The sequence below is a fragment of the Desulfitobacterium elongatum genome (genome assembly GCF_055378975.1).
On the sequence record NZ_AP038772.1, the window covers coordinates 372,970 to 387,563 of the forward strand.

Below are 14,594 nucleotides of genomic sequence, written 5' to 3' on the forward strand. Positions count from 1 at the left end.
GGTCATAGAAAGAAAGGAGAAAGGTCATTTATGGTTGGAAGAGATTTTTTAAAAGGGTATCTCGATTTACATGTTCATGCAGGTCCATCAAATATCCCCCGGGAACTTGATGCAGCAGAAATGGCACTTGCCGCTGATGAAGCAGGTTATAAAGCCATCGTGATTAAGGATCACCAGTATTGTACAGCTCCCTTGGCACATGTGTTAGAAAAACATTTGCCACTTAAATCTGGGCTGAGAATTTTCGGCGGCATGGCGGTTAATAACTCAATCGGTGGTTTGAACGCAAAGGCAGTCGAGGTAGCGATTGCATTAGGAGCCAAGATAATCTGGATGCCTACGGTCTCGAGTCTAAATCATATCGAAAAGCACAAAGGACATGGTTTTAAATTCCCTGAGGGAAAGAAACACAATATACCGGAGAATCCCATTGTTACTATCGACCAGAACGGAAAGCTGTTACCAGAAGCAGATGCAATCATTCAAGTCATTGCACAGCACCCCGATGTCATTCTAGCAACAGGACATGGAACACGGGAAGAAGTCAATGCTTATATCGTTCGGGCTCACGAATTGGGAATTAAACGCATCCTCGTTAACCATCCGACGTACATGATCGGATCGACCTTGGAAGACATGAAGTATTGGGCTTCACTCGGAGCTTTCATGGAGCTTTCCGGTTGTGTCAGCGTTCCAAGCTCAAATTATTATTGCTTAGATGTAAATGGAATCGTTGAATCCATCCGTGCTATCGGGGTGGAGCACACGACCATTGGTTCTGACTATGGCCAAGCAAAGAATGGTAGTCCACTTGATGGGGCTGCTGAATTCTTCGAACTGTTACTTCAAAATGGGATAACGGAGCAGGAGTTAGTGCAGATGACTCAAATTAATCCCAACTATCTGCTTGACTTATAAATCTACAGGAGGAATAGAGATGGTTACTAAACACGTAAAAATGAACGATTTAATGTGGGAACAAGTCCGTGAAGGGGTTGCTCGTAAAGTCGTTCATGCTGAAAAGGGAACAGTTTGTCTCAATAAGCTGAACTCTGGTCATGAAGCAAGACCTCACCAACATCCACATGAGCAAATCGCTATCATCTTAAAAGGTGAAACCAAATTTACTGTAGGTGAAGAGGTTTTTGAACTCGGTGAGGGAGATGTCATTGTTATTCCACCCAATGTTATTCATTACGCAGAAGTAACGAATGGTGAAGATTGCTTAAATCTTGATATTTTCGTACCTCGCCGTGAGGACTATGTAGATACGCCTGTGGCAAATGGAAGTGCCAACGAATGATTACGGTCAAAGAAAAACTGGTAGCCAACAAGACGGTTGTTGGAACGTTTAGTAAGTTTTCAAGTCCAGTCGCCTCTGAAATTCTTGGGTATCTTGGCTTTGATTTTGTAATCCTAGATATGGAACATTCGGCCCTTGATTATAGCCAAGCTGAGAATCTCATGAGAGCTGGAGAAGCTGCAGAAATTTCAACGGTTATTCGAGTTCCGGGAATTGAGGAAAACCCAATTCTACGAGTTCTTGAAGCTGGAAGCCAAGGGATACAAGCTCCTGGAGTCGATAATGCAGAAATGGCGAAAAAGGTCGTTGAGGCAGCAAGATATCGTCCCTTGGGAATGCGTGGACTTTCGTTTTCTACACGTGCAGCACAATATACCATCAAAGATAAAAGTAAGCACATGACAGATTCTCTCGCCAAACAATTGGTTATAGTCCAGATTGAAAGCAAGGAAGCAGTAGAGAATCTGGAAGAAATCGCAGCGACAGAGGGTATTGACGTCTTGTTTTTAGGGCCTTCTGATCTCAGTAATTCGCTTGGAGTACCTGGCCAAGTGAACCACCCACTTGTGCAGGAAGCTTTGAAGAAACTTTGTAAAATAGCACAGGAAAATGGTAAGGTGGCTGGAACGTTCGTTGGGAACCAAGAACAGGCCTTACGAGCACTGGAAGCAGGCGTTCGCTATCTGGTCTATGACAATGATGTTGCCTTTTTAGTAAAAGGTGCGCGTACAGTCCTAGAAGAACTAAAAAATCACTTAGCTTAAGAAAGAGTGGAGGATTATTTAATGGCCGTAACATTTGAAACTAAACGACCATGGTACAAAGATATTAACAAACAACAATGGAATGCCCTAATTGCAGCCTTTCTCGGGTGGGCACTCGATGCTTTTGACTTTTTGCTTTATAACTTCACGATTGTTACGTTGATTAAGCAGTGGGGATTAACGACGGCTACCACAGGATTAGTCGCTTCCTTCACCGTGGTTGCTTCAGCACTTGGAGGTATGGTTTTTGGACGGTTTGCAGACCGTTTTGGACGGATGAAGGCCTTAACCCTTACTGTTCTCATCTATTCACTTGCTACAGGACTTAGTGGTTTATCTCAAAATATCTGGCAACTGATGGCATTCCGTCTTCTTGTAGGTTTAGGGATGGGTGGAGAATGGTCAGCTGGAGCCGCACTAATCTCTGAAACCTGGCCCAAAGAGCATCGCGGAAAAGCAATGTCAATCATGCAATCCGGATATGCTGTTGGGGGATTACTCGCTTCACTGATTGCAGGCCCAATTATTCAAGCGTATGGATGGCGTCCGTTGTTCTTCATCGGAATCATACCAGCTATTCTTGTTTACTGGGTTCGTAAGCATGTTGAAGAACCAGAAATTTGGAAAAACAATGGAACTCAGTCCGCATCTTCGACACTTGTCAAGACCTCCTGGAGTGATCTTTTCAAAGGTAGTCTATTAAAAGTAACGATCATTGGAACGATTTTCTGTATCATTGGTCTAGGTGCAAGTTATCCGATGGCTTCTTGGCTTCCGATGTTCTTAGGAACAGCCGTGGAAAAAGGCGGAGCTGGATTCTCGGTGGTTAAAGCTTCTCTCTATACAATTCCCTATTACCTGGGAAGTATTATTGGATATCTAATGTTCGGTTTTCTTAGTGATAAGATAGGTCGGAAAAAGAGTTTTGCTATCTACTTTGTAGGTGCAGCTATCGTTATTCCTACCTTTATCATGATCGGTTCAGGTAATATCCCTGTATTCTTCATACTCATGGCTCTTGTTGGATGTTTTGCAGTAGGTTATTATGGCGGCTTTGGTACAGTCTTGGCAGAGATGTATCCGACGCGCTTACGTGGTTCAGGGCAGGGACTCTGCTACAATGTAGGTCGTGGAGTTTCAGCATTTGCAATCACAGGTGCAGGAGCTTTAGCTATGTCAGTTGGGGTAGGAAAGGCCCTTATGTATTCTTCAGCAGGTCTTTTTGTTCTAGCTATATTTGCTACCCTTATCTTGCCTGAAACAGCGGGAAAAGAATTAGAATAAAAAAATACCTAAGAAAAAGCTTTTAGAAAAAGCATTTCTCAGGCAAAAAAGAAAAAATCATCATCTATAATAGTACTAAATATTGTAAAATGCGTCAAGGCGCTATAAACAGTGCGAATAGTTCGAGAAAAGTCCTTGAGGTGTTAAGAGCCTCAAGGACTTTTGCAAAAGGAGTATATTTATGAAAAGAAAAGTCGTCGTCGTTAGTGCTGTACGGACTCCTGTCGGTAGTTTTATGGGAGTGTTTAAAGATATCTCAGCAATTGAACTTGGAACGGTTGCCGTGAAAGAAGCATTAAAGCGGGTAAACCTCGATCCCGCGACAGTGGATGAAGTCATCCTGGGGAATGTCTTGCAGGCGGGCCTTGGCCAGAATCCTGCTCGACAAGTTGCCCTAAAGGCAGGAATCCCGGAATCTGTACCTTCCCTGACCATTAATAAGCTGTGTGGGTCAGGACTCAAGGCGATTAACCTCGCTGCCCAAGCGATTATCGCGGGAGATGCGGAAATAATCGTAGCAGGGGGTATGGAGAATATGTCCCGCGCCCCGTTTCTCCTCCCAGAGGGTAGAACAGGGCATAAAATGGGGGCAACGACGATTCTTGACAGTATGATCAGCGATGGCTTGGTCTGTGCAATGAATGATATTCACATGGGTATTACTGCAGAAAATGTAGCTGAAAAATACAATATCAGTCGTGATGAACAGGACGAATTTTCATCAACAAGTCAACAAAAGGCAGGTGTCGCAATCGCAGAGAATCGCTTTACTGCCGAGATCGTACCTATGCCTATTCCGCAGCGGAAGGGTGATCCTGTCTGGGTGGCACAGGATGAATATCCAAAACCAGACACAACACTTGAGAAACTAGCCAAGCTCCGTCCAGCCTTTAAAAAAGAAGGTACGGTCACCGCAGGAAATGCCTCGGGTATTAATGACGGTGCTGCGGCAGTCGTTGTTATGTCTGAAGAAAAGGCCCTTGCTCTTGGACTTGAACCCTTAGCTTATATTGTGTCCTATGCCTCAGCTGGAGTAGCCCCAGAAATCATGGGTACCGGCCCTATACCCGCAAGTCAGAAAGCGATGCAAAAAGCTGGGTTAGGCATGGCGGAAATCGATTTAATCGAAGCGAACGAAGCCTTTGCTGCGCAAGCGCTTGCAGTGGGTAATGAACTCGGAATTGATCCAGTCAAATTAAACGTTAACGGGGGGGCTATTGCGTTAGGCCATCCGATTGGAGCGAGCGGAACCCGAATCTTTGTCACCTTGCTTTATGCGATGAAGGAACGTAACGTGAAACGCGGCTTGGCGACCTTATGTATCGGTGGGGGACAAGGCGTTGCAACAATTATTGAACGCTAAGAGGGGGTCAAAGCAATGATTGAAGTCATATCGATTCAAGAAGCAGTCGATAAAGTTAAAGATGGGATGAGCATCATGGTGGGAGGCTTCATAGGCTCTGGTGCTCCTGGTCAAATTCTCAGCGAGTTGGCCGAGGTAAATCTTAAAGAGTTAACGTTGATCGCCAATGATACAGGGATCCTAGGCGATCCGCTCAGTCAAATGGTTGTGAACCACCGACTGAGAAAAGTCATTGCTTCTCATATCGGAACCAATAAGGAAACAGGACGACAAATGAATACTGGGGATATAGAGGTTAGTTTAGTACCCCAGGGTACACTTGCAGAGAGAATTCGTGCCGCTGGAGCTGGACTCGGGGGAGTGCTAACTCCAACCGGAATCGGAACGGTCGTAGAAGAGGGTAAGCAGAAAGTATGTGTCGATGGTCGAGAATTCCTGCTTGAAGTCCCCCTTTCGGCTGATGTGGCTATACTTAAAGCGCATAAAGCGGATCGGGCGGGGAATTTGGTATATCGACGGGCGGCACGCAACTTTAATCCCTTGATGGCGACGGCTGCAGAGGTAGTTATCGTAGAAGTGGAAAAGATTGTTGAAATCGGCGAGCTGGACCCTGATGAAGTGATGACTCCGGGGATCTTTGTAGACTACCTTGTATTATCCCAAAGCGCGGAGGTGAAAAACGTTGGATAAGGAAGCTCGCCTAGAGTGGTTAATTAAAAGAGTAGCTCAGGAATTTCATACTGGTGATGTCGTAAATCTCGGAATTGGAATGCCAACGAAAGTTGCGAATTACTTACCCCAAGGGGTGACCATCCTTTTACAATCGGAAAACGGATTTTTGGGGCTGGGTCCTTCACCAGAAGAAGGAAAAGAGGATGCGGATACCGTCAATGCAGGTGGACAGTATTCCAGCATCCTACCAGGTGGGTGTTGCTTTGATAGTGCAACGTCTTTCGCTATTATTCGGGGTGGACATGTGGATGCTACTGTCCTGGGGGCCTTACAGGTTGATCAGGAAGGAAATTTAGCGAATTGGATGATTCCGGGGAAGATGGTTCCCGGGATGGGTGGAGCAATGGATCTCGTTGTTGGAGCACGGAAAGTGATTGTAGCTATGGATCATACGGCCAAAGATGGAAGTTCTAAAGTTCTTAAAAAATGCACTTTGCCCTTAACAGCAGCACATCAAGTGAATCTGATTGTGACAGATATGGGGCTCCTGGAAGTTACAGCCAGCGGATTACTCTTGAAGGAACTCGCTCCAGGTGTAACCCTCGAAGAAATTCAAGCGTGCACAGAGGCGGAATTATTAATAGATGAGACGCTGGTCGAATGTGCATAAACCGGCAGTTTCATTGAAATTATGATTTGAAGTGATAGAGCATAGGACAATGTTAGGAGGTAAAAGGATGAAAATTCTTGGAGTAAATGGAAGTCCTCATAGGAAGGGGAATGCGGAAGTACTCGTGACGACCGTATTAGAGGAGGCTGCCTGTCATGGAGCTGAAACGGACTATATTTTTGTCGATGCGCTGGATTTTCATGGTTGCAAAGGGTGCTTGTGGTGTCAACAGGACGGAAGGGGTCTATGTGTTCAAAAGGATGAAATGACGGCACTCTATCATAAGATTGCGAGTTCTGACGCCATTGTTATCGCTTCGCCTATCTACTTCTCTGGAATTACCGCACAACTCAAAACATTTATCGACCGTTTATATCCGTTCTACGGCAGGGGGGGAACCCCTAGCCGTCTACCTCGAAAAATAAAATGTGCATTGATTGTTACACAAGGACAACCAGACCCTAATAAATATGCACAGTCTATAGAAATCGTTGCAGATAGTTTACGTTTAATCGGCTTTAATGTCCTTAATGATATTTTTATCGCACCCAATTTGCCAGATAAAGGGGACGTCTTAAAAAATCTAACATATTTAGAGCAGGCCAAGTTATTAGGCAGACAGCTTTCAACTTGATTTATTAGCTATTTCATGTATCTATCCAGCAATGATTTGTAGACTTAATACTTCTTATATAAAGGAGTTCTAATAATGGGTCAGCCAAAAATTCTTCAGATATTACCCATGTATCATCCAGAAGGGGAAAAGATACTACGCCAAGGGGCAGAGGTGATCCAAACAAATCGCTACGATATCCCTCATCTATGTGAAATGGTGAAAGATGTGGAGGGTATCATTCTACGTGCTCCCGCAAAAATAACACGTGAAGTCATTGATGCCGCACCTTACGTGAAAGTAATAAGTGGTGCAGGTGTCGGTCTTGACAATATTGACGTAAAGTACGCTACAGAGAAGAAAATCCCCGTTTTGCATGCTCCTTCTATTAATGGAGTCTCAACTGCAGAGCATACTTTAATGCTCATAATGGCTTTAGGTAAATCCCTGATCTCTTTTCATGAAGAAATGCGAAAGGGGAATTATGATTCACGGACGACCATTTTCACACACGAATTAAGAGGAAAACGAGTCGGCATCGTGGGTTTTGGCAATATTGGCAAGGAGGTCGCCCGTCGCCTAAAACTCGGACTTGACATGGAGGTAACCGCCTGGATTAGGAAAGAAGACAAGGAAAAACAAGAGTTTGCAGAGAAATTAGGGATTAAGTTAACAACCAACCTTGAGGAGGTTTTCTCCGAGTCGGATTTCCTATCCCTTCATATTCCTTTAAATCCTCAAACCAAAGGCTCTATTGATTGGCATCTTTTTTCATTGATGAAGCCTACGGCTTACTTTGTGAATACAGCGCGTGGAGCGCTAGTCAATCAAGAGGATTTATATGAGGCCCTAAAAGAAGGAAAAATTGCAGGTGCTGGCTTAGATGTATATGATCCTGAACCTCCTGCCGAAGATCTAGCTCTTTTTTCATTACCCAATGTTATTCTTACTCCGCATGTTGGCGGAACGACGGTAGAAAGCAACTACCATATGGCAACGACAGTGGCTACCAATCTCATCCGCTTCTTTGCGGGAGAACGGCCGAAGTTTGTCGCCAATCCTGAGATACTCGATTAAAAAAATAGAATTTTAAGCTGCTCCTAAAAAGTTAAGCGAGTAAAATCAGCGATACTTCCGTTGATTTTACTCGCTTATTTTGGCTTGCCTAAAACTTACTTTCTACATAGGACTTAAAATGTGCTACTGCAGGTGATACATATCCCTGACTCCGCCAAACCACTTGAATTTCTATTAAGCATCGAGGTTCACGTACGCGAATCAGTGAAGGATGGTCGAGCTTTTTAAAGTCAATTAACGGTGAGCCTATTCAAACACCTTCTGAAGATTTAGGGGGTGTTTTCCTTTAATTAGGGTTTTGAAGAATTGTCATAACTTTTTTGAATAGGCCTATAAGAAAATCAACTAAGATTTTCCATATAGCCGACATAGAATTACAAATTTTTTATATATATGGAAGATATAATTAGCTTGTATATAACAAATTCAAATAATTGGAACAGGAATTTTGATAAGTAAGGAGGCGTTTTAGGGGAGTGCTTGTCCATGTGTTCACTTGATCATGAGAGATCTAAAAAATCGGAGGTGTTCATTAAATGTCAGAGGAAAAGCAAACTGTATCACGGAGGAAGTTCTTAGTTGGATCAGCGGCATTTGCCGTCGGAGCTGTTGCTGCAGGAGTAACAGCGGGAATTAAGCCTAAAGTGGCTGCTGCAGAGACCCCGCCCCTACCGTTTCCTTATCTAACCCTGGATGTAAATCTGGTTAAACAAAGGGGTTATAATAACTACTTCACGGGTGGTTGTATGTATGCCTCGGCTAAAGCATTATTGGATACATTAGTTGAAACCGTGGGTGCTCCTTGGGATTCGATTCCCGCGGATATGTTTAAGTTCGGAAAAGGTGGAGCGCTAAACTGGGGAACACTTTGTGGTGCCTTGAATGGATCCCTGGCGGTTATCGAATTAGCTGCAGGAACCGCTGCAGAAACGATCGGGCCAGAACTTCTGGGCTGGTATACTAAATTCCCATTCCCGAGCAGTGCTCACGAAACGTATTGCCATTTCCCGAATCAAGTGACAACGGTTTGTGATTCCCCTTTATGTCATCAGTCCGTAAGTCTCTGGTGTGATGCTGCAGGTGCTACCGTAAATAGCGTTGAAAAGAAAGATCGTTGTGCCAAACTCGCTGGAGATACCGCTGCAAGAGCGGCTGAGCTATTAAATGCTTGGAAAGCGGGCACGTTTGCAGCGGCTTATCAGCCGGATGCAGACTTTGCACGCTGTTTGCCCTGCCATGTCGGACCGACAAGTCGTTATGATAATGTTCAAGGACAAATTGATTGCCTAGAATGTCATACGGATCGGGCAACCCATAAAATATAATCTGTGAAAATGGAGGTGTGAATTATGTCTTTAGAACAAAAGAATTATGATCGAAGAAATTTTTTGAAAAACCTGGGTTTATTAGCTGCAGGAGCTGCTGTATCAACGGGCATCGGTAGTATAATCAATCCACAAAAAGTTCAGGCGGCTGCTCCGGTCCTTCCGTGGCCCTATGTAACTCTAGATACGACAGTCATTAGACAAAGAGCCTATGACAACTATTGGGTTGGAGGGTGCATGTATGCATCATCAAAGGCTCTTTTAGATACCCTTTACGAAACTGTAGGGACTCCTTGGGATACATTACCGGCAGACATGTTTAAGTATGGTAAAGGCGGAGCTTTTAACTGGGGAACGCTTTGTGGCGCTTTGAATGGGTCTCTTTATGTGATGAATCTCGCGGCCGGAACAGCGGTCGATCCCTTAGGGAATGAATTGATTGGTTGGTATACGACAAATCCATTTCCGAGTAAATTGATGGATGCGTATGCGAAATACACCAAAGTTAAACAAACTGTTTCAAATTCCCCATTATGTCACCAATCGGTAACGTTATGGTGTAACACTACAAACAAGGCAGTAAGTTCTGACGAAAAGAAGGATCGTTGTGCAAAAGTTGCAGCAGATACCGCGGCAAAGGCAGCAGAAATCTTGAACGCTTGGAAAGCAGGGACATTCCAGGGGATTTATCAACCAGATGCTTCGTTCACAAGTTGCTTATCCTGTCATAATGGAGCAACCAGCACATTGGATAATGAGCAAGGTCTTGCAAATTGCACCACATGTCATAGCGATAAAGTCACTAGTCATCCGTAATGGAGTAAGTAGCTTGAAATCCATAGGAGCATAACAGTAACGGTTATGCCTCCTATGGATTTTTGTTTGAGTGTGGAAAATTAAGGGACTCGTGAAAACTAAAACGCTCTTTCCAGCTGGATGTGTGTTATAATCAAAAATAATTTTTTGAAACCACTATATAAGTTAGACAGAGGGGATAATTGTGAGAAATAACAGCGAATTTGAGTCGGGGTTCAGCAAAGAAGAAGCTCTGGCAGAGGCCTCACGTTGTCTTCAATGTAAAAAGCCCCTGTGCAGACAAGGATGTCCGGTTAATAATGCCATACCTCAATTTATTAAGGCTCTGAGAGAAGAAGACTATAACCTGGGTCTAGAAGCAATTTATCGACACAGCTACCTGCCTGCAGTTTGTGGACGTGTTTGCCCTCAGGAGAAGCAGTGTGAAGCTAGCTGTATCTTGGGTCGAAAAGGGAAGGCGATTCGAATCGGGAAGCTTGAGCAATTCATAGCAGACAGGGGGAAAAATGTTGAGTTTACGAAAGTAATCTCTACGATGGGAGCGATCGCCGTTATCGGTTCTGGTCCCGCAGGGTTAGCGGCTGCCGTTCAACTCGCCCAATTAGGTTACGCCGTCACGATCTTTGAAGGAGAAGCAGAGCCGGGTGGCGTACTTCTTCACGGTATACCTGAATATCGATTGCCCAAGGATGTGGTTCGGCGTGAGATTGAAAAGATTAAAAATCTAGGTGTCGAGTTTAAATTAAATGCGTTAATCGGCGTTGATCTATTCTTGGACGATCTTTTTGCTGAGGGGTATCAAGCCGTGTTCATCGGAACAGGGGCTGGATTACCTCAAAAATTAAACATACATGGAGAAGACCTAGAAGGAGTAATTTCTGCACTTTTCGTCCTTCAGACTACGAATCTATATAATTTGGGACAATTGCCTGAAGTTGAATTACCCATTGAGAGTGGGGAGAAAGTGGTTGTCATTGGAGCAGGTAACGTGGCGATGGATGCAGCACGCACTTCAAGTCGTTTGGGTGCCGAGGTTACCGTCCTAGCCCGCCGCGGCACGGACCAAATGGCAGCAAGGGATGTCGAGAGGGATGAGGCCATTGCCGAAGGGGTCATAATTCGTCCCTTCACAGCCCCTCTTGAGATCTTAGGCGAAGAATTTGTGTCAGGAGTACGATGTGCGAGCACAGAAGTTACCGAGGATGGACGCGTTAGCGTCAAAGCAGGGGAGAGCTTTGTCTTACCTGCCGATAAAGTAATCTATGCAATCGGTCAGAGAGCCTTTGCTCGAATTGTCTCCACCTCAGAAGGCTTTGAAGTCGATAAGCATGGTTTACTCATCAGTAATGACCATGGGATGACGACTAGAGAAGGAGTTTTTGCAGCGGGAGACGTTGTTCATGGCCCAGCAACGGTAGTCAAGGCCATGGGAGAAGGAAGACGAATTGCTATAGAGATGCATGCCTACCTACTGAGAAGAAACTAGGCTTAACTTGTTCTCCTTTCAGAACAAAGTGCTTCACACACCCAGAGGTGGGAGGGGATTCGTACCCTCTACGGAAAAATCAAAAGAAGTTTCAAAAAATATGTAGGACCTCATACACTTGCGATAGTGCTATGGGGTCCTTCTTTTGCCTAGTCAGTGGGACACAATTCAATCCCAAATTGTTAAGTTATTTACTAAAAGTATTGAGACATTCATGTGAGAGGGATAAAATCGCAAGCGGATTGAGCAGAATAACGAGGAGAAATAATAGATGTCTTGTGGAGAAATAATAGAAACCCTATAAGTAATAGGATCTCAACGTGGAGGATCACGTAGTGCACATCACGATAACTAACCCCAAAGAATTATGGGTTCCTGTACTAGTCATTGCAGTTATCTTAGGAGTAGTCTTATTATTTGCGGTACCGATCATACGTTATATTGTCAAGAAAGTCGTCAATAGCTCGGCCGAGAAACTTTTGACAGAGAAATACACTCAGAATCTAGCAGAGTTTTTACCTTCCTTGAAACGTTATTCGATCCTAAATGCTATAGAAGTGAACTTGCGGGCTGAGAGCGGAAAAATAATAACGCGGCCCTTAGGTACCCCAAAACATTTTCTTGGCTACGAGAACCTCATGTTCGCACCTAGACAAATGAAGAAATTCTCTCTACATAATAGTACCCCAGTAGACATGAGTGTTACACTTGGGCCTAATGCGAAAAAACCGCTCAAAATAAGCATGCCACTAATGATTAGTGCTATGGCCTATGGTCTGGCTCTCAGTGAAGAAGCAAAGATCGCTTTGGCTAGAGCGGCAAAGACATTACAAACGGCCACTTGTTCTGGAGAGGGCCCACTTTTACCTGAAGAGGCAAAGGAGGCCGATAAGTACATCGTGCAAATTTGTCGCTGGTCATGGGGAGCGAGGACCCCCGAGCAAATTGCTGCTGCGGATATGTTGGAAGTGCAAATGGGACAAGGGGCTGATTTGGGTAGTGCGTTTATAGAGGCTACAGAAATGGAGGGAAGAGCACAACAGCTTGCAGGATTACCTCCTGGTCAACCGACAGAGGCCCTTCCAGCACCCCCAGGGCTTCAGAAACCAGAAGACTGGCCTAAGTTTATTAAAAACTTGCGTGAAAGGGCAAATGGGATTCCTATCGCACTGAAGATTATGGCCACTGGAAATCTCGAAGAAGATTTGGCTATGGCAGTGGACTTAGGTTTCGATGTCATTGTGATTGATGGGGCCCAAGGAGGGGCCCATGCCACGACCCCCATTAAGCAAGATGATTTTGGGTTACCCAGCTTAAACGCGTTAGTTCGTGCGGAGCGGTATTTAAAAAACAAGCGGATTAGCTTGGTCGTAGCAGGAGGATATTTTACTCCTGGTCAATGTCTTAAAGCTTTAGCCTTAGGTGCGGATGCCATCTATATGGCTACGGTTCCTCTCTTTGCCTTAGCACATGGTCAAGCACAGAAAGTTACCCCCTGGGAGCCAATTACGACGCTGGTTTATTACGATTCACCGAGCAAGACAAAGTTGAATATTGATCAAGCTGCTACGAGTGTCGCCAATGCAATGCAATCAATGGTCCTGGAAATGCAAGAAGGAATGCGTGCCTTGGGAAAGGCATCGCTAAAGGAATTAGGGCCTGAAGACCTTATCGCACTGGATGCTATCACGGCTGAAGTGACCGGAGTAAGATCGGTGTAGATCATCCATCAACCCTTAGTAAGTCGATACCATATACCCTTGCCTAAGGCATGTAGATTGTATACTTCTCCCTATAGAGTTGCAAAAGTGTCAATTAAAAAATATAATTTTCATATCATATTGAGTTAGATGAGTATGTAGTTGTGAAGGGAGATTCATAAAGTTATGGCTCTAATGAACGAGAATTACTTAAAGTTACCCGGTAGCTATCTTTTCTCAGAAATTGCCCGCAGGGTAAACCAATTTAAAAGTGAGAATCCAGACGCGGATATCATTCGCCTAGGAATCGGAGATGTTACGAGGCCGCTTCCACCTGCAGTTATCGAGGCCATGAAAAAGGCCGTCGATGAGATGGGGAAAGCAGAGACTTTTAGAGGGTATGGCCCAGAGCAGGGCTATGATTTTCTCATCGAGAAGATTATCGAAAATGATTATAAAACACGCGGAGTTGACTTAGCACTCGATGAAGTGTTTGTCAGTGATGGAGCAAAAAGCGATACCGCAAACTTTCAAGAGGTATTTGGCACATCGAACATTATGGCAGTAACCGATCCGGTCTATCCCGTATATGTCGATAGCAATGTCATGGCTGGGCGAACCGGAATGTTTGATACGGAGAAAGGGCAATATGGGGATATCGTGTATCTGCCCTGTACTGAAGAGAATGGAATCAAACCAGCTTTGCCGACAAGCCGGGTCGACATGATCTATCTGTGCTTCCCTAATAATCCGACCGGAATGACCTTGACCAAGGAAGAACTGAAAATATGGGTAGACTATGCTCGTGATAACAAATCAATTATCCTATTCGACTCTGCTTATGAAGCTTACATACGTGAAGAAGGGGTCCCCCATAGCATTTATGAAGTAGAAGGGGCTCGTGAAGTCGCAGTCGAATTCCGTAGCTTTTCCAAGACCGCTGGTTTCACTGGAACTCGTTGTGCCTATACAGTGGTGCCAAAGGAAATCTTAGTATATGACTCAAACGGTGAGGCTCATAGCTTGAATAAACTCTGGCTGAGAAGACAGGCCACCAAATTTAATGGAGTCTCCTATCCCGTCCAAGCCGCTGCTGCAGCCATTTACACCGAAGAAGGCAAAAAACAGGTGAAGGAAACCATCGATTACTATATGGAAAATGCTCGTATCATTCGAGAAGGGCTAGAAAAGGCCGGCTACAAAGTCTTCGGTGGAATCAATGCACCCTATATCTGGATGAAGACTCCAGACAATATGGGTTCTTGGGAGTTCTTCGATAAGCTTATGAAGGATGCCAATGTGGTAGGTACCCCAGGTGCAGGCTTCGGAGCCAATGGAGAAGGGTATTTCCGTCTGACCGCCTTTGGAACACGGGAGAATACGGAGAAGGCGATTGAACGGATTAGGACTCGGATGTAGATGCTAATCTTAAGTCGATAACGTAAAAAATGGAGCCAGTCCTCTTATTGAAAGGGGGCTGGCTCCGCTTATATCTAATTTCCAGAGGTTATGTCTCCAGGA

The 14,594-nt window shown here is 44.6% G+C and carries 14 protein-coding genes; all 14 read left to right on the top strand.

The features are described from left to right. Nucleotides 1-30 precede the first annotated feature (30 nt). The 14 genes from ACZ42W_RS01695 (at nt 31) to ACZ42W_RS01760 (ending at nt 14,492) form a co-directional block, all read left to right on the top strand. Complete coding sequence (locus ACZ42W_RS01695; protein ID WP_464167931.1) at nt 31-918, top strand: DUF6282 family protein; 888 nt, start codon at nt 31-33, stop codon at nt 916-918. Between the two features lie 19 nt (nt 919-937). Beyond that, complete coding sequence (locus ACZ42W_RS01700; protein WP_464167933.1) at nt 938-1,303, top strand: cupin domain-containing protein; 366 nt, start codon at nt 938-940, stop codon at nt 1,301-1,303. Then, complete coding sequence (locus ACZ42W_RS01705; protein ID WP_464167935.1) at nt 1,300-2,067, top strand: HpcH/HpaI aldolase family protein; 768 nt, start codon at nt 1,300-1,302, stop codon at nt 2,065-2,067. Before ACZ42W_RS01700 ends, ACZ42W_RS01705 begins: the two co-directional genes overlap by 4 nt. A gap of 21 nt (nt 2,068-2,088) precedes the next feature. Further along, entirely contained in the window at nt 2,089-3,351 is a 1,263-nt protein-coding gene (locus ACZ42W_RS01710) for an MFS transporter (RefSeq protein WP_464167937.1), read from the top strand. 181 nt (nt 3,352-3,532) lie between these two features. Beyond that, on the top strand, nt 3,533-4,714 hold the full coding sequence (locus ACZ42W_RS01715) for an acetyl-CoA C-acetyltransferase (RefSeq protein WP_464167939.1): 1,182 nt from the start codon (nt 3,533-3,535) through the stop codon (nt 4,712-4,714). A gap of 15 nt (nt 4,715-4,729) precedes the next feature. After that, complete coding sequence (locus ACZ42W_RS01720) at nt 4,730-5,404, top strand: 3-oxoacid CoA-transferase subunit A (protein WP_464167940.1); 675 nt, start codon at nt 4,730-4,732, stop codon at nt 5,402-5,404. Further along, the gene (locus ACZ42W_RS01725) at nt 5,397-6,056 is read left to right on the top strand and encodes a 3-oxoacid CoA-transferase subunit B (RefSeq protein ID WP_464167942.1); all 660 of its coding nucleotides are present in this window, start codon (nt 5,397-5,399) and stop codon (nt 6,054-6,056) included. Before ACZ42W_RS01720 ends, ACZ42W_RS01725 begins: the two co-directional genes overlap by 8 nt. Before the next feature lie 67 nt (nt 6,057-6,123). Next, nucleotides 6,124-6,690: a flavodoxin family protein gene (locus ACZ42W_RS01730; RefSeq protein ID WP_464167944.1), complete on the top strand. Its 567-nt coding sequence runs from the start codon at nt 6,124-6,126 to the stop codon at nt 6,688-6,690. Nucleotides 6,691-6,765: 75 nt separating this feature from the next. Beyond that, entirely contained in the window at nt 6,766-7,746 is a 981-nt protein-coding gene (locus ACZ42W_RS01735; protein WP_464167946.1) for an NAD(P)-dependent oxidoreductase, read from the top strand. Between the two features lie 536 nt (nt 7,747-8,282). After that, nucleotides 8,283-9,071 (top strand): C-GCAxxG-C-C family (seleno)protein, encoded by a 789-nt coding sequence (locus ACZ42W_RS01740; protein WP_464167948.1) that lies wholly within the window; start codon nt 8,283-8,285, stop codon nt 9,069-9,071. A 24-nt stretch (nt 9,072-9,095) separates the two neighbouring features. Beyond that, entirely contained in the window at nt 9,096-9,887 is a 792-nt protein-coding gene (locus ACZ42W_RS01745) for a C-GCAxxG-C-C family (seleno)protein (protein ID WP_464167950.1), read from the top strand. Between the two features lie 184 nt (nt 9,888-10,071). Beyond that, nucleotides 10,072-11,373, top strand: a complete 1,302-nt coding sequence (locus tag ACZ42W_RS01750) for an NAD(P)-dependent oxidoreductase (RefSeq protein WP_464167952.1) — start codon at nt 10,072-10,074, stop codon at nt 11,371-11,373. A gap of 335 nt (nt 11,374-11,708) precedes the next feature. Next, on the top strand, nt 11,709-13,094 hold the full coding sequence (locus ACZ42W_RS01755; RefSeq protein WP_464167954.1) for an FMN-binding glutamate synthase family protein: 1,386 nt from the start codon (nt 11,709-11,711) through the stop codon (nt 13,092-13,094). A 165-nt stretch (nt 13,095-13,259) separates the two neighbouring features. After that, entirely contained in the window at nt 13,260-14,492 is a 1,233-nt protein-coding gene (locus ACZ42W_RS01760) for an LL-diaminopimelate aminotransferase (protein WP_464167955.1), read from the top strand. Nucleotides 14,493-14,594 lie beyond the last annotated feature (102 nt).

Bases quoted from the DNA above. Each gene is read 5' to 3' on its own strand.
- ACZ42W_RS01705 (WP_464167935.1), top strand. From the start codon at position 1,300: ATGATTACGGTCAAAGAAAAACTGGTAGCCAACAAGACGGTTGTTGGA.
- ACZ42W_RS01700 (WP_464167933.1), top strand. From the start codon at position 938: ATGGTTACTAAACACGTAAAAATGAACGATTTAATGTGGGAACAAGTC.
- ACZ42W_RS01715 (WP_464167939.1), top strand. From the start codon at position 3,533: ATGAAAAGAAAAGTCGTCGTCGTTAGTGCTGTACGGACTCCTGTCGGT.
- ACZ42W_RS01710 (WP_464167937.1), top strand. From the start codon at position 2,089: ATGGCCGTAACATTTGAAACTAAACGACCATGGTACAAAGATATTAAC.
- ACZ42W_RS01695 (WP_464167931.1), top strand. From the start codon at position 31: ATGGTTGGAAGAGATTTTTTAAAAGGGTATCTCGATTTACATGTTCAT.
- ACZ42W_RS01745 (WP_464167950.1), top strand. From the start codon at position 9,096: ATGTCTTTAGAACAAAAGAATTATGATCGAAGAAATTTTTTGAAAAAC.
- ACZ42W_RS01740 (WP_464167948.1), top strand. From the start codon at position 8,283: ATGTCAGAGGAAAAGCAAACTGTATCACGGAGGAAGTTCTTAGTTGGA.
- ACZ42W_RS01720 (WP_464167940.1), top strand. From the start codon at position 4,730: ATGATTGAAGTCATATCGATTCAAGAAGCAGTCGATAAAGTTAAAGAT.
- ACZ42W_RS01735 (WP_464167946.1), top strand. From the start codon at position 6,766: ATGGGTCAGCCAAAAATTCTTCAGATATTACCCATGTATCATCCAGAA.
- ACZ42W_RS01730 (WP_464167944.1), top strand. From the start codon at position 6,124: ATGAAAATTCTTGGAGTAAATGGAAGTCCTCATAGGAAGGGGAATGCG.
- ACZ42W_RS01760 (WP_464167955.1), top strand. From the start codon at position 13,260: ATGGCTCTAATGAACGAGAATTACTTAAAGTTACCCGGTAGCTATCTT.